Consider the following 20,462-nt stretch of genomic DNA (forward strand, 5'->3'; position numbering starts at 1 on the left):
GGTTAACAAATCCGAACCCACGGCGTAGCGTGGACTCGAAGGCTCTAAGCCACATGCATCAAAACACGCGCATCAAGAGAGGCCGCTCATGAACCGTTTCCTGCTTGGCATTGCGTTGCTGGCCCTCAGTGGCGGGCTGGTTCACGCCGAGGGCGCCACCACGCATTCATCGCTGTTGCTGGCGCAAAGTCCGACCGGCAACAGCAGCAACCCCTACAACAGCCCGATTCGCCGGGCAAACCCCAACAGCATGCAGGGCACCCAGCCCAGTGCTCCGCCGCTTCGCGGGCCGAACACGGTGCCTGTGCCACGGCCGCCGACCCTGGAAAACCGCGGCATCGGCAACGGCCAGCCGCTGCGCTCGGTACCGAGCACGCCCCCCACCTTCATTCCCAACCCTCCAGCCCGTGACAGCGGGAGCAACCGTTGAATGGCAGAACCGCTTCTGTCAGCCCTTCAAACGAACAAAAGGAATCGTGCATGTTGCGTAAAACCCTTCTGGCCGGCCTGTGTGCCAGTGCACTGATCGCCGCCCCGGCATTCGCCGCCGCTCCCAAAGAGCTGCAAAGCGAGCAGGGCACCCTTGAAGTCACGACGATTACCCAGGGGCTGGAGCATCCTTGGGCCTTGGCTTTCCTGCCGGATCGTCAGGGCATGCTGGTCACCGAACGCCCCGGCAACCTGCGCGTGGTAGGCGCTGACGGCAAACTGTCCGCGCCGATCACCGGTGTGCCGGACGTCTGGGCCAAGGGGCAGGGCGGATTGCTCGACGTGGTCCTGTCGCCGGATTTCAAACAGGATCGCCTTGTATACCTGTCCTACGCCGAGGGCGGCGGTGCAGGTGACAAGGCAGGAACGGCGGTCGGGCGCGGGCGCCTGTCGGATGACCTGAAAACCCTGAAGGACTTCAACGTGATCTTCCGTCAGGAGCCGAAACTGTCGGTCGGCAACCACTTCGGCTCGCGGCTGGTGTTCGATCGGGATGGTTACCTGTTCATCACCTTGGGCGAAAACAACGACCGCCCGACCGCGCAGGATCTGGACAAGCTGCAAGGCAAGGTCGTGCGGATCTACCCCGACGGCAAAGTACCCGATGACAATCCCTTTGTCGGCCAGTCCGGCGTACGCCCGGAGATCTGGTCCTACGGCCATCGCAACCCACAGGGCGCTGCGCTCAACCCGTGGACCGGCACCTTGTGGGAAAACGAGCACGGCCCGCGCGGCGGCGACGAGGTGAACATTATCGAGCGCGGCAAGAACTACGGCTGGCCACTGGCGACCCACGGCATCAACTACTCCATGCAACCGATCCCGGAAGCCAAGGGCAAAACCGCCGAAGGCACGGTAGGGCCCCACCATGTCTGGGAAAAATCCCCGGGCGTCACCGGTATGGCTTTCTACGATGCCGATCGCTTCAAACCGTGGCAGCACAACGTGTTCATCGGCGCGCTGGTGACGCAGGAACTGATCCGCTTGCAGTTCGATGGCGACAAGGTGGTTCATGAAGAGCGCTTGCTGGGCGAACTGAAACAGCGGATCCGTGATGTGCGCCAGGGGCCGGATGGTTACCTGTATGTGCTGACCGATGAGTCCGACGGTTCGCTGTACAAGGTCGGACTCAAGTAATCCCGTTCATGCGGGTGAGCGGGCATAAAGCACCACCGCCGCCCGCAGCTTGCCACGACCGAAGCGGCACATTTTCTCGAACTCCCCATGGCTGACCGGCACGTGCTGGCAGTCCATGGGCTGGCGATGCTGGCTGTGATCGACATCAGGATCGTGCAGGTAGACGAAGTCTTCATCGCAGTCGGTGACGATCACCCAGTGCGGCGACTTGGAACGGGTCAGGCGATAGCTGCTGATCAGCACCAGAGGCTGTCCACCGTTGGCCAGCAACGTGGGTAAATCCAGCGCTACGCCGATCACTTGATCGACATCGGTGTCGTTCAGTTGCGCCATGAACTCGTCATGGACCAGGCGCATGACGTCTTTTTTATGCGCATTGCGCACGCCGTCGAGAAACAGCGGCCCGCTCATGCTCAGTTGCAAACGTACGTTGAAACCCCGGCGCCACGCCGCCAGTGCCAGGCCCTGCGGGCTGCAACCGCCATGGCCGGCTGTCATGAACACCGTGGTTGCCTCGCGCCACAACTGCAATTCCTCGCGGCGCTCCAGCAAACGATCGGCCTGCAGCGCCCCCATCGCCATCAGCAAGCAGGCCGGGCCGCAGGTGAAATCGGTGGTTTGTCGGTAATAGGGGACTTTGATGTTGCGTGAGTCGCGGTGCTGGAGAATGCGTTTTTCCAGACGCAGCGCGTCGGCGTGATCCTCGTAGTAGTCATGGATCAGTGCGAAGCGCCGGTAGCCGTTGCGCTCGTATAGGGCGATGGCGGCGGGATTATCGGTGCGCACTTCCAGCCGCAGATAGGCGCAGTCGTGCTCAAGTGCGCAGGCCTCGATCCGTTGCAGCAATTGTTTGCCCAGACCGCCGCCGCGCGCTTCGGGAGCAATCGCAATCGAATACAGCCGGGCCAGCGAGGTGCCGCGATGAAACAGCACCAACGCATACCCGGCCAGTTGGCCCTCGCGCTCGGCCACCCATAATTGCCCGTGGGCCCGAGTGATCATCCATTGGAAACTGCGGCGTGTGAGCCGGTCCGTGGTGAAGCAGTGCATCTCCAGCGTGAGCAACGCAGGCAAATCATCAACGACCGCCAGGCGAAAAACAGCATTCATATGACCACCGTAAAAGTTACGTAACGAAACGGGACTTTCGAAAAACTTCGTGCTTAATAGAAAAGCTCTTGTTCTCCAACGGATCAATTTCTATGTCAGCGGTACAGGGTCATTGGCGCGAAGTATCCAGTCAAAGTTTGCCACCGGCAACTTATTTAAAACCGCAGATCAGAACTTCCAGTCAAGTGTTGATCATCGTCGAACGCAAGGAAGACTGGGCCTCGTACTTTCCCAGCGAAGACATCCTGACGGCCCAGGAATACCTTGAACAACCACCCGAAAACGAGCCAGGAAAACGGGTGCAGGTGATCAATCTGTGCCGCAGCTACAAGTACCTGGGCCACGGCTATTACTGCTCGCTGCTGGCTGAAGCCCGGGGGCACAAGGTGATTCCCTCGGTGCGGACCATCAGCGAACTGACCCGAAAATCGCTTTACGGCCTGGCGCTGGATGACCTGGATAAAACCCTGGAAAAAGCCCTCAGCCATCATCTCTACAGCGACACCGAAGGTTTTACGCTGACACTTTATTTCGGTAGAACCCATATCGAGCCGTTGCAGGATCTGGCCCGACAATTGTTTGAAGTGTTTCCGTGTCCGATTCTGTTAGTTGAGTTTCGCCGAACTAATGGCTGGCACATCGAAGGTATAAAGTCCGGTGCCTTGCACAAGTTGCGTGACGATCAGGAAGATCAGTTCGCCAATGCGCTGGATGGCTTCAGCCGCAAGATCTGGCGTGTTCCGCGTTCGCCGCAAGTGGCGCGTTATGACCTGGCGATCCTGCACGATCCGCAGGAGGCGTTACCGCCGTCCAACGCCCGCGCGCTGGAAAACTTTGTGCGGGTCGGCAAGGGCATGGGCATCGATGTCGAGCTGATCGAACGCAAGGACTACGCAAGGCTGGCCGAGTACGACGGCTTGCTGATCCGCGAGACCACCAGCGTCGACAACCACACTTACCGGTTCGCCAAGAAGGCTGAAAGCGAAGGGCTGGTGGTGATGGACGACCCGACGTCAATCCTGCGCTGCACCAACAAGGTCTATCTCACGGATCTGCTCAACAGCCATCAACTGGGCATGCCCGCCACGGAAATCCTCTACAAGGAGCGACCCGAAGACTTCGAACGGGTCGGCGAACGCCTCGGTTTTCCGTTGGTGCTGAAGATCCCGGATGGTTGCTTCTCCCGTGGCGTGATCAAGGTCGAGAGCCAAGAGGCTTTGCTGGAGGCCACCGCCGAGCTGTTCGAGCATTCGGTGCTGTTGCTGGCCCAGGAGTTTTTCTACACCGAGTACGACTGGCGCATCGGCGTGCTCAACCGCAAACCGATCTTTGCCTGCCAGTACTTCATGTCCAAGGGCCATTGGCAGATCTACAACCACAAGGCCAAGGGTCAGGACGTCAACGGCGAATGCCGCACGCTGGCGATTCACGAAGCGCCGCGCGCAGTGGTGGAGCTGGCGGTGAAAACCGCCAACCTGATCGGCGACGGCTTGTACGGCGTTGATCTGAAACAGGCTGGCGACAAGGTGGTGGTAATCGAGGTTAACGACAACCCGAACCTCGACGCCGGCATCGAAGACGCTTATTTGCAGGACGATCTGTATTCGCTGGTGCTGGAAGAGTTTGTGCGGCGTCTCGAACTCAAGCGCCGTGGCCAGGCCTGGTGACCGGCCGATGATCAACAGCTTTGCACTGAATCACGGCGGTTTGCAGCGGGTCGAGCGACTGGACGCCGAGGTGATGCTGTTCAGCGACCCCGACGCGGCCGAGCGCGACTTGCTGCACAGTCACTTCAAGCTTGATGAACACGCGCTGGCCTCGGCGCTGGATCCGGACGAAGTGTCGCGGATCGAGTTTCACCCCGATCACTTGTTCCTGATCTGGAAACGCCCGGAAAACTATTCCGGTGGTGGCAGCCTGGCCTTCGAGGTGTCGTCCTGCGGTTTGCTGTTCTCACCGGGCCAGTTGTTGGTGATCGCCACGGACGACACGCCGCTGCACGGAGTCGGCACACGCCAGCCATTGAACACGCCGCTGGATGTGTTGCTGGATCTGCTGTTCAACAACATCCATCACTACCTAGGGCATCTGAAGGTGATCAAACTGGTCGCCCGGGAGTTGCAGCAGAAATTCAACGCCTCGATGCAGAACCAGCATCTGGTGCAGATGTTCAACCTCAGCGAAAGCCTGATCTATTACATCAACGCCCTGCACAGCAACGGCGCGGTGCTGACGCGACTGCGCAATCACGCGGAAAAACAGCATTTCGGCAGCGAAGCGATCGGGCTGATCGACGACCTGATCATCGAAAACAACCAGTGCTACAAGCAGGCGGAAATCTACTCGACGGTGTTCTCCGGGCTGATCGACGCCCGGGGTAACTTGATGAACAACAGCATGAACAACCTGCTGCGCAAACTGACGTTGATCAACGTCGTGTTCCTGCCGCTCAACCTGATCGCGAGCATTGGCGGCATGTCGGAATTCAGCATGATGACCGCCGGCACGCCGTGGTGGGTGTCGTACCCGTTGTTTCTCGCGGCAATGCTGCTGGGGGCGGGCGGGATGCTGTTTGGGCTCAGGCGTCTGGCGAAATGAAAGCAAAATTCGCCATTGACTTGCCCGCAGCGCCCGAGCTAATTTCGGGCCCATGACTTCCACCGTACTGCGCTGCCAGCCAAGCATTATTACCGCCATTCCTCATTTGGCGGGCTAGCTCACGACTGCAGCACCCAACCCGCCCTAGAGGCGGGTTTTCACTTTCTGTCTCCGGGGTTCTGAATCGAACGTCAGGAGACGACCATGCGCTACAGCCCCGCCCAGCAAGCCTTGCTTGAGCAGTACGTGAAAAAGATCCTCGCCGCGCCGGTGTATGAACTGGCGGTGCGTACGCCGCTGCAACCGGCGCCGGCGCTGTCCGAGGCGCTGGGTAATCGGATCCTGCTCAAGCGCGAAGACCTGCAACCGACGTTCTCCTTCAAGATCCGTGGTGCCTACAACAAACTGGTGCAGTTGAGCGACGAGCAGAAGGCGCGCGGAGTGATCACGGCTTCAGCGGGCAATCATGCCCAAGGCGTAGCGCTGGCGGCGCGGGAACTGGGCATTGCCGCGACCATTGTCATGCCGGCGACCACGCCTGAGTTGAAAGTGCTGGGCGTCAGTAGTCGCGGAGCCGAGGCGCTATTGCATGGCGAAAGCTTTCCGTTTGCCCTGGCCCACGCGCTGCAACTTGCCGAGCAGACCGGCCGAACATTCGTCTCGCCATTCGACGATCCCGATGTGATCGCTGGCCAAGGCACGGTTGCGATGGAAATCCTGCGCGAACATCAAGGCACACTGGATGCGATCTTCGTCCCCGTGGGCGGTGGCGGGTTGATCGCCGGCATCGCGGCGTACGTGAAATACCTGCGACCTGAAGTACGGATCATCGGCGTGGAGTCGGAGCACTCGGCCTGCCTGAAGGCTGCCATGCAAGCGAATGAGCGAGTAGTGCTGCCCAACGTGGGCACATTCGCCGATGGCGTGGCGGTGGCGCAGATCGGCGCCTTCGGGTTCGAGGTTTGCCGCTTCTGCGTGGATGAGGTCATCACCGTCAGCAACGACGAGCTCTGCGCGGCGATCAAGAATATCTACGACGATACCCGCTCGATCACCGAGCCTTCCGGCGCTTTGGCGGTCGCGGGCATTAAACAGTACGTGACGCAAACCGGCGCACGGAATCAGACGTTTATCGCCATCGATTCCGGCGCCAATATCAACTTCGACAGCTTGCGCCACGTCGCCGAACGAGCGGCGGCATGCGGTGTTTCAGCGTGAAAGGACTCAGGGCAACAACGGGCGCAGAAAACTGCGCTCGTAGCTGACGATGAACTTCTTTTCGACCAGATCGGCCACCAGTGCCGTGCTTTCCGGGTCGGTCAGTGCGATGTGGCGATAGCTTTCGTAATCCGCCAGCGACGGGAAACTGAACAGGCAATACGCGATATTGCTCGCGCCTTCCGAGGGCAGGAAGTAGCCGTGATGCGTTCCGCCCAAGCGTTCGACGATGCCAAGCCATGTCCTGGCGTAGGTTTCGAATGCGCCCAGCTGGTAGGGGTCAATCACGTATCTGACGTGGCAGGTAATCAATGCCGATGCTCCTTGGCGAGTTACTCGGGAATGGCGACGCCGACCTTGTCCGAGGCAGACCAGATGCGATAGCGCACTTCGACGTCCGCTGGTGCGTAAACCACGATCGGCAGCTTGCTGTTGTAGCGCACGGTGAAGCCGTCACCGATCACCGGTACGAACGCGCGCTTTTTCTGGGTGCCGGGTGGGCAGGCCATCAGCGTGCTCATCGGGCCGCTGACCTTTTCCAGGCGGTAGAACGGATAGCCCCAGCCTTCGAGGTTTTTCTCTTCGAGGGTGCCGCCCAGGCGCTGACGGTTGCAGTCGACTTCGAGGGTCTTGCCGGCGAGGATTTCGACTTTGAAGTTTTCTTCCTGAGCCTGTTGCGGCAGGTGGATGACCTGGCGCGTGAAGCCCGCTTCAGCCTTCAGATAAGGCGCGGTGTCTTCAAGTTTGGCGGCGTGGGTGAGGGTGGACAGGCTGGCGAGCATCAGGCCGGCGGTCGCGTATACAGTGAAATTTCCCATTGAAGCCTCCTGGCGGGTGTACGTTGGTTGACGGGCATTCTCACTGCCATGGCCGGTGAATGCAAACCGCCAGCCGCATGCAAATTGCATTGCCTGCACGATCAAATCTTGCATTTTGCAACTGGCCAGTTGCCTGCTTTTTTGCCAAGCCATTGATTTGCAAGGAGGTGAAAGCGAGCCGATGAAAGGCACGTTTTATGCGTTGATTTGGTGCGGCGCACCGACTTTGGGCGCCTACACTCCAATGGGCATTTCGCAGTACAGCCGCTTGTCACACCCAAGGATTCAGCGGGGATACACCCGTGGGAAAGCGTGGCAACGGTCAACGTGAATACTTGATTGGCAGTCTCACAGTAAGGAGAGGTTTCGCCATGTTTCTGTCTGCCTTGGAACTGCGCAACATCATAGAAAGCAGCTTTCTACCAAAACGCTGCCAGTGCACGCTGTCCCCGGATCTGTCGATGACCGTCAAGGTGTATGGCGATCACCAGACCGATCAGGTTGAGCTTCTGGTGAGTGGCATCGATGCCAGTCATCTGAACAGTTGTCGCGAAATCAACGGCCTGATCGCCGGGTTGCGCTCGGATCTTGCGCAACATACGGCAACCCATTCAGTGCCGCGATCCCGAGTCGTCTAACCGACTGTTTCACCCAGTTCGACCGTCACGCGCCGGGCCTGCAAGAAGCCAAGGCCCAGCGCGAACTCGACAAGCACCGCGAGCAGAATCCCGGGGCCGGCGTGGCCGTTGAGCCATTCAGCAAACCCCAGCACCGCCAGGCCAAAACAGCCGACGATAAAGCCGTTGCTCAGGGCATTGCGCGCGATCGACACCGGCGCGTTGCGCACCAGATAAAACATCACCCCCAACGCCGCAAACAGCACCGCCATGCGCCGTGCGACGAATCCGGCTGCCTCCGAATACTCGATGCTCCAGATCGCCAGCAACAGCTGTGGCGCCAGACCCCATGCAAGAGAAAGCAGAAAACACAGGCAGAAGGTGATGGTCGAGAGCGTGCGAAACGACAACTGCATGGCGAATCCTTGCGGCAGTGAGGAGGGCCCCGAGCATACCCTCCGAGACCCGTGCTCGCCTACCGCAACGCCGCAAATCAGAGCTTTCTGTCAGTTTTGGAAACTGCACGCGTCAGACAATTTCCGATAACTGATTTCCTCGGGCTTGCCGGCGTTGTCGATGTACTTCATGTCGGCGGTGATGACCTTGCATTCCTGAGTCGGTGGCTCAGTCAGAGAAACCACTTTGGCCACATGCAACGGCATGCCGTATTCATAGGGAACAGCCTTGGAGGTGTCATTGGCCTGGGCCAGCCCGGCAAATGCGGTGCAGGCGAGGGCGGTGGTGAGCAGGAACGGACGAATGTTCATGATGGACTCCGGTGCGACGGAAATTGAGTTCGGCATGTTGCAAGCCAAACCTGCCGCACTCGGCGTCAGCCAGGGGCTGAGGGCGTGCGGTTCAGTAGAGTCTTTGACCGCGGCGTTAAGCGATGGTTAACGGGGCTGAACGCCGGCTGTCTGGGTGGGGATTGTTTCGCGGGGGAGTCTCGGCGGATTCCTACAAGGGTGGATGCCTTGTCTGCTTTCGGCTGTTGGAGTGGGGCGGTTATGGTTTGGCGTCGCTGCAAAATCAGCGACTTAGGTTTGGTCACCTGAAAAACTCGACACATCTGTGCCATGATTCGCGCCGCGGACACTCACGTCTTCGGAGTACATTGCTGTGGCGGCTGTGTGCAGGGGCGCCTTCGGGCGAGCTGATCGGGTTTCTCAGTTGACCAAGCCTTGCATACAGTCCGCCTCCCATCGTTTGGTCACGGTGTCGGCGGGTCAATGAAGCCTATCGAGTAATGACAATGCCAATCCTGAAACCAAGCTCCGCTCGCTACCTCCCGCTCAACAGCGGCGTCACCGACAGCGCACCGCTGGTCATCGACACCCAAGCCAACCCGAAAGACCTCTTCGAAGCCGCCGTGCAACGCATCCGCGCCGCAGCCGACCTGCTCGAAACCCTGCACTGCCTGTGCTTCAAATACGCCGACGTCCAGGACATTCCCCACATCACCCATGCGCTGTACCTGCTGACGCAGGATGGCAGTGATCTGCTGCAGGTTGCGCAGCAGAAAATGTTGAACTGGCAGGCGCCGGTTTGATGATTTACGGGACGGTTTAACACGAACGGGCGGAGTATCTCTGCCCGTTTTGAGCTTTGATGCGTGGGCTTGTAAAGTCCAAAGCGTGAGCGCCTAGCCCCGATTGGAATCAAACGGGCTGGTCAAGTCAGAACTCCATTTCAGCTCGACGGCATTTCCGGGCAAAAACCTAACATGTAAATACTGATCGTCGCGCTTGCGTCGTGGCAGCGGCAAAGTCACTTCATGATCTTCTTGCCGCAGACCTTGGCGGAACTGTTCGCCTGTCATGTCGAGGATCCATTTGACATGAACCGTTTCCCCCTCGATTTTCTGGCAGCACATAATCCCGCCGCCCCCCATTGCGAACAGATTTCCACCCCAAAAATCATTTACCCAGAAGCTGAAAATCGGTCGATCTGTGTAGTTCTCCGAAGTCAGCATGGCGCCGGGCGTACGGAGCAGGCCAATGATTTTCGGGGCGGCATAGGTAAGCAGCAAAGCCAACACACCCAACGCTATTTGTCTTCGCCGCCAAGTCCGTCGGCGGCGCGCATCGGAAGAAATATCTATCAAATCAATGAAATCCAATTTCGTCTGTCGAGGGTTTCGTCTTGAGCCCCGCGGTAGATTTTTCCTTGCTTCAGGTCGATGTGCCGGACGATCTCGTCGATGGCTTACGCATCGTCTGTTCCAGATAATCCGGTGCCATGCCTTTTGTTTTATTCAGGCTCGGAATGTCGAACTCCCTAACGCGGAAATACTTCGGTATCGGAGTGGACAGGGTCTGGGGAAACTGTTGAACCATGTATTGATCGTTAACATAAAACTCAAGCAGGTCCTCAACATCGAAACTGAGGTTTTTGGGCACAGGGCTGTACCATTCGTCCAGCAAGGCTTTTACGGTGGCTGAAGGGAAACTGGTCTTCAGCCTCCATGCTTCGCGATCCACCTCTTCGAGCCAAGACAGTTCTTTCCGAAGGGCAGCCTTGTCTTGCTGCGTTTGCTTTAGAGCCTGATCACGTTTTGCAGCGTCAGCATCGCTTTCACTGCTCATCCCCATCGCCCGTGCGATTGAACCTTGTTTGCCAAGAACGGGACGTTGAAGGCGCTCCTCTGCGTCGTCGTATGCTTTGTGTTGCCCGCGATAAAGCTCCCACAGACCACGTAATCGTTGGATGTACAAACGTCGGTGAGCTAAAAAGCTTTCTGCGGAAACTTTGTTGTTGCCTGCTTTACTCATGTAGTTATTACTTGCCCCAATGGCGCTAATGCCATTTAGATGGTCGTTCAAAGTAAATAACTTAGCGACGGCAAGGTCTATTTTTTTCAGATCACTAAGTGGAGGGAAAGGAACACCTGCACGACATGCAGCGTGATACATTTCGTGCAGGCTTGCCAAATGGAGTTCCGGGCTATGCGGTACATCATCTTTTTTTAGGCCTCCGCCAACATCATAAGACGTACCTGGAACTAGCCGTTCCTCCCACTTAGGTGTCGATGGTCCCGTACCAATCAACCTAGAGCGCCGGGAATCTTGACACTCATGAGCGGCGACCAGGTGAAGAGCAGATTTTACGGGGCCTGGAAGGCATTCCCCATCATCCACAACGTTGACAAACGGAATCAAATATTCGACAACGATGGAATTGTCACCACTGCGATCTACGGAATCGAAAAGGCCCGCAAAATTCACTTCAAGCTTGGCGCCTTTAAAGTTGGTTGTTGCTGGATCGCATTCCTCAAACAGCTTATGAGCAAAGGCACGAGCCAATGTGGCTCCAAAGTCAAACCCATAAACTGAAACCGAAATGCGTTTTACCGGAGCGCTGGATTTTCCTTTGACTTTGTCTAGTGCATCTTCCAAAACACTGAACGCTGCTTCAAGTCGGGTATCAACGCCAGTCTTGAAAAAAGTCGCGGTAGCTTCGTTGTCACGAGTGATTCCAAAAATATCGAGTGTTGCAGGCGCCGCGGATTTAACTACGCTTGAAACAAAACTCCCGGCCTTGAAATTGTTTAGCAGGCTCTCCCACCACTTTTTACCTGTAATGACGTCTTTGACGGCGTCGAGTGGGCTGTTCTTTATCGTGTCTTCAGGAGATTTTATGGCGCTGTCTTTTGCTCTGTTTATTGCTCCGTCTAATCCGGTATTACTCAGTTCAGCGCTGCCGCCTAGCGTTTCATCAAACTTTGACCCTAAGCCTGATATGTAAAATCTGCGGTAGTGAGCGTTAGGCTGAACATCCGCTTTTCGATTGCTCTCAGGGTAGGCCAAGAAGAGTCGAGCTATGTTGGTCGGGCGATTTTCTTTAAGGTCATCAATCAAATTTCGGCTAAAGCCGTCAAAAAAGAAACCTACATGCAGTGTGGATTCACAGGGTAAAACAGAGTTTTTTCCGGAGTCCGAACTCGCGCACGCTTTTGCGCTTGCTGATTGAGCGCGATCCAAACTGGGTGTGTCAGTCATTGTTGACGTCCTTGTTCAGTAATTGATCCTGATTCTGGGTCTGTATCAAATGGATCGTCGAGATTTGGGCTCCATTTTATTTCTACAGTATTCCCTGGCAGAAATCGCACATGAAGATAACGGTCTCCCCGTTTTTGCTCAGGTAGCGGCAGTATTCTTTCATGGTCTTCTTGTTTTAAACCTTGTTCTGATTGCTCTTCAGTAATACTAAGGATCCAAGATATTTTTACGGTGGGGCCTTTTAAAGCTTGGCAACATGTAATTCCACCACTTCCCATTGCCGCTAGATTTCCGCCCCAGAAATCATCTACCCAAAAGCTGAATATAGGCCTGTCCATGTAGTTTTCAGAGGTCAGCATCGCCCCAGGCGTACGAAGCTGGTTGTAAAGGTACGAACCTAGGAAAGGCAGCAGTAAAACAAGCACCCCGATGACCAGGTTGCGGCGGCGCCAGATTTTTTGCCGCTTCATGTTCATAGCCACGGTCATTTCTTGAGATCCTTATCTTGCGATACTTCTAAAACAGTCGAATGCATCTCGGGTAAATATGGAAAGCTGACTCGTATATCTATCCCGAACCTCACTCCGACAACTCCCTCATCACAACCCCAAGCGGCAACTTCTCCCCAACAGTCCGCACTTTGGCTTTTTCCCACATCGGCCAATTCGCCGGGAACTCGGGATCCATCAATTGCAGGCTGGCAAACAGGCTGACGTCTTCCGGGTCCGACAAGCCTTCTGCGCGACCTGCGTCCAGCGCCTGCTTGACCTGGTTCAACCGGTCGCCGTGGCAGCTACTGGTGAATACCTCTGGCGCGTCTTTCTCCAGTTCGGTGGTCAGGTTGTAGGGTAGTGGGTCGATCTCCATGTCCTTCCATAACTTGGCGTCGAGGAAAATCGGCTGGTACTTGCCCGGTTGTTCCAGGTTGAGCCCTTTGAAGCATTGCCACTCATCATCCGCCGTTGGCACCCACCACTCTTGCAACGGGCCGAAAAGCCAGGCATGCCAAGGCAGATCGTCGCGGGCGTGGAGCATCGGCAGTACTTCAGGGGCGTAGCTGCGGATCATCAGGACTTCGCCGGCTTCGTTTTTTGCCAGCAAGGCGTCGCTCAGGTGCGCCGCGAGTTTGTCGGCGGGGCAGTCGGTGCGGATCCAGCTGGCCATGGCAGTGCAGCCGGTAAAGTATTCGTGGGCGAGAAAGGCCTCGAATTCCATGTCGCTGACGTCCACGAGCCATGGGCCGTAGTTGCGCAATTCGGCGAACTCCGGTTGAAGCATCAAGGGGCGGCGTGACGGATCGGATTTGAGAAATTGCTGCCGCGCAGGCTCGCTGAGCAGGCCCGTTTCAACGATTGCGAATCGCGACTGTGCGTTTTTATGCGCCTCTGCCCAGGCTTTCGCTGCGTCGTCCTTCGTCATCAATTGGCTCCCGATTGCAGGGCCAGTTTTTCCCGCATGGCTTTCTTCAGGCACTCAACGCAGATGCCTTTCGGCGCCTTCAGCTTCGGCACTACGGCCAGCGATTCAGCCTCGATCTTTTGGTTCAGCCGGGTTTGCATCAAGCGTCCGGCCTTGTCGAGGGCTGCCAGGCCAGGAATGAAAGGCACGAGGATCTGAATGCCAGAACCAACCCCCGGCGCACCGCCAGTATTGACCTTCACTTCCGCACCACTGATGGTCACGCCACCCGCATCAACCTTGACGAAACTCCCCCCAGCCTTGGCCGTCAGTTCCATGCCGCCTTCGATCACCACTTTTTCGCCGGCGTGGTAATGAATCTCCGTGCCCGCTTCAACGAACTGCCCGGTGCCGACTTTCACATGCTGAGTCACGCCCACGGTCAGGTGATCGTTGGCACGCATCTCACTGACACGATCCAGATGAGTGATGCGGTGTTCTTCAACCTTGAACTCACTTAAAACATTGGCTTCAACGGTGTCATGCCGTTCGTTGCCAACGCGGATCTTCTGATCGTGCTCGATGTTTTCGTCCCAGTCGCGCTGGGCGTGGATGTAGATCTGCTCGACGCCTTTCTTGTCTTCGATGCGGAACTCGTTGTAGCCCTTGCCGCCCGGGGAGCTGAGGGTCTTGAAAGTGCTGCGGGTTTTGTTCGCCGGCAAGTCGTAAGGAACGACGTTTTCTTTGTGGTACAGGCAGCCGGTGACCAGCGGCTGGTCGGGGTCGCCTTCAAGGAAGGTCACCAGCACTTCCATGCCGACCCGTGGAATGGCGATGCCGCCGTAGGCTGCTCCCGCCCAGCCGCTGGCGACGCGCAGCCAGCAGGTGGTCTTGTCGTCAGCCTGGCCTTCGCGGTCCCAGTGGAATTGCACTTTCACGCGGCCGTACTGGTCGCAGTGGATTTCTTCGCCGCCGGGGCCGGTGACGATGGCGGTCTGGCTGCCGAGGACTTTCGGTTTCGGGTGTGCGAGGGCAGGGCGGTAGTGGGCGTCCCACGGGGTGGCCACGAACGAGTTACGGTAGCCCTGATGGAAATCGCTCTTGTTGTCGGTCACGTCGCTGGTGACGTTTTCGCCCAGCACTTGCGGCTGTTTGCCTTCGTGGAAGATTTCCAACAGCAGCCACATGTCATTCCATTCGGCGCGCGGATGTTCGGCCAGGGTCATGAAATGGCCGGTGGTCAGGGTCGGTTCGTCACCTTTGCCTTCGGCGAGTTTGTAGTCGCTGCGATGGCGTTCCAGCGCGCGGGTCGAGAGGAACTTGCCGCGCTCGCGCGTGGTGAAGCGGCCTGGGTAGTCGTAGTCTTCCAGGTCCGGCATGAACTCGGATTTGACGGCACCTTCGGGCAGGATCTTCGGTTTTTCGAAGTCGTAGTCGCGGCGGCTGACGCGGCTGGTGCGGGTTTCCAGGCGCAGGTTGAAGCGCTTGATCACCGGTTTGTCGGCGGTCATGCCGGAGTCTTGCTGGTAGTTCACCGGTTTCAGTTTGCGGAACACGGTCTGGTCGTCGCCGAACACCAGTTTGTGGCCGCTGCTGCTGTGCTGGAAGTGGAAGTGAATGCCTTCCTCTTCGCACAGGCGCTGGATGAAATGCAGGTCGGATTCGTCGTACTGCACGCAGTAATCACGTTCCGGGTATTCGGCACCGAGCTGGAAGCTGTAGGCGTCGGACAGGATCCCGCGATCTTCCAGCACCTGGGCGATGATCTTCGGCACCGTCATTTGCTGGAAAATCTGCTGGTCATGGTTGTGCCGCAGGTAGGCCAGTTGCGGGACCAGACTGATGCTGTAACGGGTCAGGGTCTTGCCGGAGTCGCCTTGCTCGATGCGATACACCAGACCATGAATCTTGCCCTCACCAGTGGCGCCGAAGGTCAGGCAGCCAGGCTTGTGCAGGAGTTCTTCAAGTTTGAGGTCGGGGCGGGCGCTGACCAGTTCGATGTCGAAACGGAACGGTTCGTTGAGGGCTTCGCGACCGGTGAAGCTGAGGACTTGCAGGTCGGCGCAAGCGCCTTCGAGCGTGAGGGTAATGTGGGTAGCGTTGGCGTCCAGCATGCCTTTATTTCCGTCCTTTGGATTAGCGTGGGCGGATGGTGCAGGATTAAACCGCCTCGTTCAAGGCGCAAATGCCGTAGAAGCAGTGGTGCGGCGATATAGGGAAAACCCTTAGAACTACTGTTTTGCCCAGTAAAACCGGCACTTACGGCTGGAAGATATTCGGCCGTTGCCGAATTCGCCGCTTGAGAACAACCAGTCAGTTTCAGACTAAAGTCGCCTGTAGCACGTCAAAGCCATCTGCCATCATTGTTCTTCACCCCGCGTGTTCACTGCCTCCCGGTTCTTTATCGAGCCGGGACGGGAGCTATTTCTGGTTGTTTGCGCCTCTGCGCAATCGTTGTTCTGTTGGAGTTTTCAATGCGTCCCCCATTTCCCCTCATCACCCCGCGCCAGTCGCTTGGCTTCGGAGCCTTTGTGCTGTGCGCCGGTTTTACCGCGCAGGTTCAGGCCAGCGGTTTTCTCGAAGACACCACGGCGAAGATCGAATCGCGCACGGTGTACTTCAACCGTGATTTCCGTGACGGGCACACTTCCAGTGATCAGGGCGCGTCCAAGCGCGAAGAGTCGGCGCAGGGCTTTATTCTCAATCTGCAATCGGGCTACACCGAAGGCACCGTCGGTTTTGGTATCGATGCGCTGGGCATGGCGGGTTTCCAGCTCGATTCCAGCCCGGATCGCAGCAACAGCGGCCTGTTGCCGTCCAGCGGCGAGAACCCGCGCGGTTCGAAAGGTCAGTACGCGAAGATGGGCCTGACCGCCAAGGTCAAAGTCTCGGACACGGTGCTGAAATATGGCGCGCTGCTGCCGGATCTGCCGTTGCTCAAGTACAACGACGGTCGCCTGCTGCCGACCATGTTCAACGGCGCAATGCTGACCTCGAAAGAGGTGAAGGACCTGACCTTCATGGCTGCGCGTCTGGACAAGTACACCGCGCGGGATTCGACCGATTCGCAAGACATCCGCGTGCACTGCAAGAACAAGCGCTATGCCTGCAACACCACCGCCGATCATTTCGACATGTACGGCTTCGACTACAAGATCAACGATCGCCTGACCGCGCAATATCACTACGCCGAACTGGAAGACATTTATCGCCAGCACTTCGTAGGTCTTTTGGCGAACCAGCCGCTGGGTGACGGTGTGCTGAAAGCCGATCTGCGTTTGCTGAAAAGCGCCGACAGCGGTGAGGCGAAAGCGGGCTCCATCGACAACCGCGCGCTGAGCGGCATGCTGTCCTACGGCATTAGCGGTCATACCTTCAGTGCCGGCTGGCAGCGCATGAACGGCGACAATTCGATGCCGTATCTGGATGGCAGCAACCCGTACCTGGTGAACTACGTGCAGGTCAACGACTTCGCCGCCGCGCAGGAACGTTCCTGGCAGCTGCGTTATGACTATGACTTCAAGGCCATCGGCATCAACGGTCTGAGCTTCCTGACCCGTTACGTGAACGGCGATCACATCAAGGTGCCGGGCAGCGATCAGGAAGGCAAAGAGTGGGAACGTGACAGCGAGCTGAAGTACGTGATCCAGACCGGGACGTTCAAGGACGTCAGCCTGCGGTTGCGTAATGCGACTTACCGCACCAACTACGAGAAGTTCGCCCGGGATGTGGATGAGACCCGGTTGATTGTGAGTTACAACTTTTCGGTGTTGTAACCCTTGGGCCAGTGGTGTCTGAACTGACGCCATCGCGGGCTTGCCCGCGATGGCGATCTCGATGTCACCGGGATCCTGACATTTATAGCCAATGCCAGAACCGGCTCCAGAACCCGCGATTCAGATCGTCCTTGCACGCCGCGTATTGCTGACCGTACATGTCCGAGCGGTTCTGCACCTTGCGCGCAGTGGGCATCAGCCACGCCTTGCTGGCGTAAGTCTTCTGGCGAAAACCGCCCCAGCCTTCGTGGTAGTTGAGGTACTGGTTGTAGGCGTCGTACTTGTAGACGCCGTTGATCGAGGTGGTCTTGTCCATGTACCAGCCGACAAAGTCGATGGCGTCGTCGAAGTCTTCGCGATCGGCGCCATACCGGCCGGTGCTTTTCTGGTAGTCGGACCAGACTTCGTCCTTGGCCTGCGCATAACCCGACGCCGTCGTGACACGGCCCCACGGGATCACCCACAACAGGTATTTGCGCGGCGTCTTGGCGTCGTAGCGGTAGCCGGACTCCTGATACATGATCGCGAACGGCACCTGGATCGGTACGCCCCAGCGCTTTTGCGTGACTTGCGCCGCGTCGTACCAATCACTTTTTTCGCGGAAAATCTCGCAGAGGTTTTCCGGCGAACGCGGTGGCGATGTTCCGCAACCGCTCAACAGTGCCGCCAATACCAACAGTCCAACCGTGCGCCCCGAATTCAAAAGCCGTCATCCCGTCGTGCAAAAAAGGGCGCCAGTCTACGCGGTCAGGTCAACTGGTGGCGATAAGGCAAATCCGGACCTGTTTTACTGCATGTAAGGGCAGCCGCCTGTACGGCAAACCTGAGCATGCCGTCGATCTGTTCGCGACTGAGGTGCTGCACGCCTTCCACCGAATCCAGTTCATGCTCGGTCAGCCAGGTGATCAACGCGGCCTGGAAGGTATCGCCGGCGCCGACGGTATCGGCGATCTTCACCGAGCTTGCCGGCACCGACCATGAGCCGTGAACACGGCTGAACACGGTCGCGCCTTCACCGCCACGGGTCAGGAACACCACCTGACAACGATGCTGCAGCCAGCCTTCGATGACGCGCGCCGGATCCTGTTCGGGGTACAGCAGGCTCAAGTCTTCGTCGCTGACTTTGATCAAGTCCGCCAACGGCACCAGCGTAGCAATTCGTTCGCGCCACAGGTCGATGTTCGGCTCGGGGTTGAGGCGCACGTTCGGGTCGAGGCTGATCAGGCGCTTGCCGCTTTCACGCTGCACCAGCGCAAGCAAGGTATCGGCAATCGGTTGCACCACCAGCGAGAAGGACCCGAAGTGCAAACCGCGCACCTCAGGGCCCAACGTTGGCAGGTGCGCCAGACTCAACTGGCGGTCGGCGCAACCCTCGCCACGAAAGCTGTAATGCGGCGAGCCATTGGCGCCCACCGCGACCATCGCCAGGGTGGTCGGCGCAGCGAAATCCACCAGATAGTCCGGGCGCACGCCTTCATCCTGCAGCACTTGCTGCAAGCGTCGGCCGAGGTAGTCGGTGGACAACCCGCCAAACAGCGCCGAATCCACGCCCAGTCGGCGCAAGCCCACCGCCACGTTGAACGGCGAGCCACCGGCAATCGCCTTGAAATTGACTTTCGATGCCTGTCCGCCGGCATCGTCTTCGCTGAAGAAATCGAACAGCGCTTCGCCACACACCAGGTACATAGTTGTTTGCTCTTTATAAGGTTGCGACATGCAGTCGATAGCGTTCATAGGCCTGCTGGAAGGCCGCGACATTCGCGGCAACCGGCAGGGTTTCACTGTTCAGGTCGAGCTTCACGCAGCGCTGGCACAGGTCGGCCAGGGAGTCTTCGTGGCCGTTTGACCATGACTTGCACCACGCCGCCTGAATCGCCGCGCCCAGCGCTGCTGCTTCGCTCTGTTCGGTGCAGATCACTGGGGTGTTCATGATGTCGGCGACGATCTGCCGCCACACCGCACTTTTCGAACCACCGCCGATCAGGCAAATGCTGCGGCTTTGTAAACCATTCTGGCGCAACAGATCCAGTCCATAACGCAGGCCGAAGGTGGTGCCCTCGACGGCGGCGCGGCACAGATTGGCTTGCGTCAGGTTATCGATCGTCAGGCCATGCAGGCTGCCGGTAGCGTGGGGCAGGGGAGGCACGCGTTCGCCGTTGAGGAACGGCAACATGCTCACACCTTCAGCGCCAATCGGAGCCTGGGCCACCAAGGCGTTGAAGGCATCGAGATCGAGGTCGAACAGTTCGCGGATCGCGCCGGTGGCATTGGTCAGGTTCATGGTGCAGATCAACGGCAGCCAGCCACCGCTGGACGAACAGAAGGTCGCGACCGACGCGTCCGGGCTGACCTTTGGCGCTTCGGCGTAGGCGTACACCGTGCCGGATGAGCCGAGGCTCATGGTGATCGCGCCCGGTTGAATATTGCCGGTGCCGATGGCGCCCATCATGTTGTCGCCGCCGCCGCTGGACACGATTGCGTTGGGGTTGATGCCCAGCTGTTCGGCAATCGCCGGCAGGATCGTGCCGACCGCTTGATGGGCGTCGATCAGCTCGGGCAGAGCGGATTGCAGACGGCCGCTGGGGTCTATGTCGCGCAGCAGTTGCAGATCCCATTGCCGGGCGCGCACGTTGAAATAGCCGGAGCCGGATGCGTCACCGTACTCGCTGCACGCACGACCGGTGAGCCAGAAATTCAGGTAGTCGTGGGGCAGCAGGATTCGTGCGATGCGGGAGAAAACGTCTGGATGCTGTTCCTTGGTCCACAGCAGTTTGGATACGGTGTAGCCCGGCGCGATGACCACGCCGAGGCGTTCCAGCGAGCCTTGTTCGCCGCCGAGGTGAGTCAGCAGTCGATCGTTTTCAGCCGTGGTTTCGGTGTCGCACCAGAGCTTGGCCGGGCGCAGGACCTGGCCTTGGTCGTCGAGCAATACCAGCCCGTGTTGCTGGCCGGAAACGCCAATGCCAAGGATCGACTGGCCGTCGACATTTGCCGCCAATAAAGCGCGGCGGGTGGCGAGGGTGAAAGCTTCCAGCCATTGCGCGGTGTCCTGCTCGCGACGACCGTTGGCGCCGCTGATCATCGTGTGGGCGGCGGCGCCCTGGCCCAACACCTGACCGCTGACAGCGTCGAGGATGATGGCTTTGGTGCCTTGGGTGCCGCAGTCGATGCCGAGGAAGAGTTGTTGGTTGTTCATGAGAGAACCTGTGGATTCGCGGTGAAGATCAAGAGCCACCCCTCACCCCAGCCCTCTCCCCAGAGGGGAGAGGGGGAAGGGAGCAGATTTGTGTAGGTTTCAATTCC

The 20,462-nt window shown here is 58.2% G+C and carries 21 protein-coding genes and 1 pseudogene; 9 read left to right on the forward strand and 13 right to left on the reverse strand.

The window, feature by feature from the left end; translation table 11 throughout:
* Nucleotides 1-88 precede the first annotated feature (88 nt).
* Together QR290_RS14995 and QR290_RS15000 are read left to right on the forward strand one after the other, a co-directional pair.
* Nucleotides 89-430: a hypothetical protein gene (locus QR290_RS14995; RefSeq protein WP_115077872.1), complete on the forward strand. Its 342-nt coding sequence runs from the start codon at nucleotides 89-91 to the stop codon at nucleotides 428-430.
* Between the two features lie 50 nt (nucleotides 431-480).
* Nucleotides 481-1,626 (forward strand): PQQ-dependent sugar dehydrogenase, encoded by a 1,146-nt coding sequence (locus tag QR290_RS15000; protein WP_289202920.1) that lies wholly within the window; start codon nucleotides 481-483, stop codon nucleotides 1,624-1,626.
* A 6-nt stretch (nucleotides 1,627-1,632) separates the two neighbouring features.
* On the opposite strand, the gene QR290_RS15005 is transcribed toward QR290_RS15000, so the two are convergent.
* Nucleotides 1,633-2,736: a GNAT family N-acetyltransferase/peptidase C39 family protein gene (locus tag QR290_RS15005; RefSeq protein ID WP_289202921.1), complete on the reverse strand. Its 1,104-nt coding sequence runs from the start codon at nucleotides 2,734-2,736 to the stop codon at nucleotides 1,633-1,635.
* 92 nt (nucleotides 2,737-2,828) lie between these two features.
* Here QR290_RS15005 and QR290_RS15010 point away from each other — a divergent pair, with 92 nt between their 5' ends.
* The 3 genes and pseudogenes from QR290_RS15010 to ilvA form a co-directional block, all read left to right on the forward strand.
* Nucleotides 2,829-4,403, forward strand: coding sequence for a RimK family protein (locus QR290_RS15010; RefSeq protein WP_115077875.1), 1,575 nt, complete (start codon nucleotides 2,829-2,831; stop codon nucleotides 4,401-4,403).
* Between the two features lie 7 nt (nucleotides 4,404-4,410).
* Entirely contained in the window at nucleotides 4,411-5,334 is a 924-nt protein-coding gene (locus QR290_RS15015) for a magnesium transporter CorA family protein (RefSeq protein WP_085683743.1), read from the forward strand.
* Between the two features lie 204 nt (nucleotides 5,335-5,538).
* Nucleotides 5,539-6,528 (forward strand): annotated as a pseudogene (gene ilvA, locus QR290_RS15020) (threonine ammonia-lyase, biosynthetic); the annotation flags it as partial.
* Between the two features lie 30 nt (nucleotides 6,529-6,558).
* Here the strand turns inward: ilvA and QR290_RS15025 are convergent.
* Both QR290_RS15025 and eco read right to left on the reverse strand, forming a co-directional pair.
* Complete coding sequence (locus tag QR290_RS15025; RefSeq protein WP_289202922.1) at nucleotides 6,559-6,864, reverse strand: NIPSNAP family protein; 306 nt, start codon at nucleotides 6,862-6,864, stop codon at nucleotides 6,559-6,561.
* 20 nt (nucleotides 6,865-6,884) lie between these two features.
* The gene (gene eco / locus QR290_RS15030; RefSeq protein WP_289202923.1) at nucleotides 6,885-7,370 is read right to left on the reverse strand and encodes a serine protease inhibitor ecotin; all 486 of its coding nucleotides are present in this window, start codon (nucleotides 7,368-7,370) and stop codon (nucleotides 6,885-6,887) included.
* Between the two features lie 371 nt (nucleotides 7,371-7,741).
* On the opposite strand from eco, the gene QR290_RS15035 reads away from it, so the two are divergent.
* The gene (locus tag QR290_RS15035; protein ID WP_230730835.1) at nucleotides 7,742-8,008 is read left to right on the forward strand and encodes a DUF1652 domain-containing protein; all 267 of its coding nucleotides are present in this window, start codon (nucleotides 7,742-7,744) and stop codon (nucleotides 8,006-8,008) included.
* Here QR290_RS15035 and QR290_RS15040 read toward each other — a convergent pair.
* Nucleotides 8,005-8,403, reverse strand: a complete 399-nt coding sequence (locus QR290_RS15040) for a hypothetical protein (RefSeq protein WP_289202924.1) — start codon at nucleotides 8,401-8,403, stop codon at nucleotides 8,005-8,007. The two genes, QR290_RS15035 and QR290_RS15040, sit on opposite strands and share 4 nt — an antisense overlap.
* Nucleotides 8,404-8,493: 90 nt before the next feature.
* Nucleotides 8,494-8,754, reverse strand: coding sequence for a DUF2790 domain-containing protein (locus QR290_RS15045; RefSeq protein ID WP_289202925.1), 261 nt, complete (start codon nucleotides 8,752-8,754; stop codon nucleotides 8,494-8,496).
* Between QR290_RS15045 and QR290_RS15050 the strand changes: the two genes are divergently transcribed.
* Together QR290_RS15050 and QR290_RS15055 are read left to right on the forward strand one after the other, a co-directional pair.
* Entirely contained in the window at nucleotides 8,747-8,884 is a 138-nt protein-coding gene (locus QR290_RS15050; RefSeq protein ID WP_289202926.1) for a hypothetical protein, read from the forward strand. The two genes, QR290_RS15045 and QR290_RS15050, sit on opposite strands and share 8 nt — an antisense overlap.
* A gap of 355 nt (nucleotides 8,885-9,239) precedes the next feature.
* Nucleotides 9,240-9,536, forward strand: coding sequence for a hypothetical protein (locus tag QR290_RS15055; RefSeq protein ID WP_289202927.1), 297 nt, complete (start codon nucleotides 9,240-9,242; stop codon nucleotides 9,534-9,536).
* Between the two features lie 93 nt (nucleotides 9,537-9,629).
* Here the strand turns inward: QR290_RS15055 and QR290_RS15060 are convergent, their stop codons facing one another.
* The 5 genes from QR290_RS15060 to QR290_RS15080 form a co-directional block, all read right to left on the reverse strand.
* On the reverse strand, nucleotides 9,630-10,106 hold the full coding sequence (locus QR290_RS15060) for a DUF3304 domain-containing protein (protein ID WP_289202928.1): 477 nt from the start codon (nucleotides 10,104-10,106) through the stop codon (nucleotides 9,630-9,632).
* Between the two features lie 52 nt (nucleotides 10,107-10,158).
* The gene (locus QR290_RS15065; RefSeq protein WP_289202929.1) at nucleotides 10,159-11,985 is read right to left on the reverse strand and encodes a phospholipase effector Tle1 domain-containing protein; all 1,827 of its coding nucleotides are present in this window, start codon (nucleotides 11,983-11,985) and stop codon (nucleotides 10,159-10,161) included.
* Nucleotides 11,982-12,473 (reverse strand): DUF3304 domain-containing protein, encoded by a 492-nt coding sequence (locus tag QR290_RS15070; RefSeq protein ID WP_289202930.1) that lies wholly within the window; start codon nucleotides 12,471-12,473, stop codon nucleotides 11,982-11,984. The genes QR290_RS15065 and QR290_RS15070 overlap by 4 nt, the downstream gene beginning before the upstream one ends.
* A gap of 91 nt (nucleotides 12,474-12,564) precedes the next feature.
* A complete protein-coding gene (locus QR290_RS15075; RefSeq protein ID WP_289202931.1) occupies nucleotides 12,565-13,404 on the reverse strand; it encodes a DUF4123 domain-containing protein in 840 nt (279 codons plus the stop codon).
* The gene (locus QR290_RS15080) at nucleotides 13,404-15,497 is read right to left on the reverse strand and encodes a type VI secretion system tip protein VgrG (protein ID WP_289202932.1); all 2,094 of its coding nucleotides are present in this window, start codon (nucleotides 15,495-15,497) and stop codon (nucleotides 13,404-13,406) included. Before QR290_RS15080 ends, QR290_RS15075 begins: the two co-directional genes overlap by 1 nt.
* Before the next feature lie 360 nt (nucleotides 15,498-15,857).
* On the opposite strand from QR290_RS15080, the gene QR290_RS15085 reads away from it, so the two are divergent.
* On the forward strand, nucleotides 15,858-17,159 hold the full coding sequence (locus QR290_RS15085; protein ID WP_289202933.1) for an OprD family porin: 1,302 nt from the start codon (nucleotides 15,858-15,860) through the stop codon (nucleotides 17,157-17,159).
* A gap of 82 nt (nucleotides 17,160-17,241) precedes the next feature.
* Here the strand turns inward: QR290_RS15085 and QR290_RS15090 are convergent, their stop codons facing one another.
* From QR290_RS15090 to xylB, 3 genes are read right to left on the reverse strand one after another with little or no spacing between them, the layout of a single operon-like run.
* Entirely contained in the window at nucleotides 17,242-17,862 is a 621-nt protein-coding gene (locus tag QR290_RS15090) for a hypothetical protein (RefSeq protein ID WP_115077888.1), read from the reverse strand.
* A 44-nt stretch (nucleotides 17,863-17,906) separates the two neighbouring features.
* The gene (locus tag QR290_RS15095) at nucleotides 17,907-18,845 is read right to left on the reverse strand and encodes a carbohydrate kinase family protein (RefSeq protein WP_289202934.1); all 939 of its coding nucleotides are present in this window, start codon (nucleotides 18,843-18,845) and stop codon (nucleotides 17,907-17,909) included.
* A gap of 13 nt (nucleotides 18,846-18,858) precedes the next feature.
* The gene (xylB, locus tag QR290_RS15100) at nucleotides 18,859-20,355 is read right to left on the reverse strand and encodes a xylulokinase (protein WP_289202935.1); all 1,497 of its coding nucleotides are present in this window, start codon (nucleotides 20,353-20,355) and stop codon (nucleotides 18,859-18,861) included.
* Nucleotides 20,356-20,462 lie beyond the last annotated feature (107 nt).

This window comes from Pseudomonas fluorescens, assembly GCF_030344995.1.
GTDB lineage: Bacteria > Pseudomonadota > Gammaproteobacteria > Pseudomonadales > Pseudomonadaceae > Aquipseudomonas > Aquipseudomonas fluorescens_BF.

Excerpts from the sequence above, each read along its gene's own strand:
- QR290_RS14995 (WP_115077872.1), top strand. The coding sequence starts at position 89 with ATGAACCGTTTCCTGCTTGGCATTGCGTTGCTGGCCCTCAGTGGCGGG.
- QR290_RS15000 (WP_289202920.1), top strand. The coding sequence starts at position 481 with ATGTTGCGTAAAACCCTTCTGGCCGGCCTGTGTGCCAGTGCACTGATC.
- QR290_RS15005 (WP_289202921.1), bottom strand. The coding sequence starts at position 2,736 with ATGAATGCTGTTTTTCGCCTGGCGGTCGTTGATGATTTGCCTGCGTTG.
- QR290_RS15010 (WP_115077875.1), top strand. The coding sequence starts at position 2,829 with ATGTCAGCGGTACAGGGTCATTGGCGCGAAGTATCCAGTCAAAGTTTG.
- QR290_RS15015 (WP_085683743.1), top strand. The coding sequence starts at position 4,411 with ATGATCAACAGCTTTGCACTGAATCACGGCGGTTTGCAGCGGGTCGAG.
- eco (WP_289202923.1), bottom strand. The coding sequence starts at position 7,370 with ATGGGAAATTTCACTGTATACGCGACCGCCGGCCTGATGCTCGCCAGC.
- QR290_RS15035 (WP_230730835.1), top strand. The coding sequence starts at position 7,742 with ATGTTTCTGTCTGCCTTGGAACTGCGCAACATCATAGAAAGCAGCTTT.
- QR290_RS15040 (WP_289202924.1), bottom strand. The coding sequence starts at position 8,403 with ATGCAGTTGTCGTTTCGCACGCTCTCGACCATCACCTTCTGCCTGTGT.
- QR290_RS15050 (WP_289202926.1), top strand. The coding sequence starts at position 8,747 with ATGTTCATGATGGACTCCGGTGCGACGGAAATTGAGTTCGGCATGTTG.
- QR290_RS15045 (WP_289202925.1), bottom strand. The coding sequence starts at position 8,754 with ATGAACATTCGTCCGTTCCTGCTCACCACCGCCCTCGCCTGCACCGCA.
- QR290_RS15055 (WP_289202927.1), top strand. The coding sequence starts at position 9,240 with ATGCCAATCCTGAAACCAAGCTCCGCTCGCTACCTCCCGCTCAACAGC.
- QR290_RS15065 (WP_289202929.1), bottom strand. The coding sequence starts at position 11,985 with ATGACTGACACACCCAGTTTGGATCGCGCTCAATCAGCAAGCGCAAAA.
- QR290_RS15070 (WP_289202930.1), bottom strand. The coding sequence starts at position 12,473 with ATGACCGTGGCTATGAACATGAAGCGGCAAAAAATCTGGCGCCGCCGC.
- QR290_RS15075 (WP_289202931.1), bottom strand. The coding sequence starts at position 13,404 with ATGACGAAGGACGACGCAGCGAAAGCCTGGGCAGAGGCGCATAAAAAC.
- QR290_RS15080 (WP_289202932.1), bottom strand. The coding sequence starts at position 15,497 with ATGCTGGACGCCAACGCTACCCACATTACCCTCACGCTCGAAGGCGCT.
- QR290_RS15085 (WP_289202933.1), top strand. The coding sequence starts at position 15,858 with ATGCGTCCCCCATTTCCCCTCATCACCCCGCGCCAGTCGCTTGGCTTC.
- QR290_RS15095 (WP_289202934.1), bottom strand. The coding sequence starts at position 18,845 with ATGTACCTGGTGTGTGGCGAAGCGCTGTTCGATTTCTTCAGCGAAGAC.
- xylB (WP_289202935.1), bottom strand. The coding sequence starts at position 20,355 with ATGAACAACCAACAACTCTTCCTCGGCATCGACTGCGGCACCCAAGGC.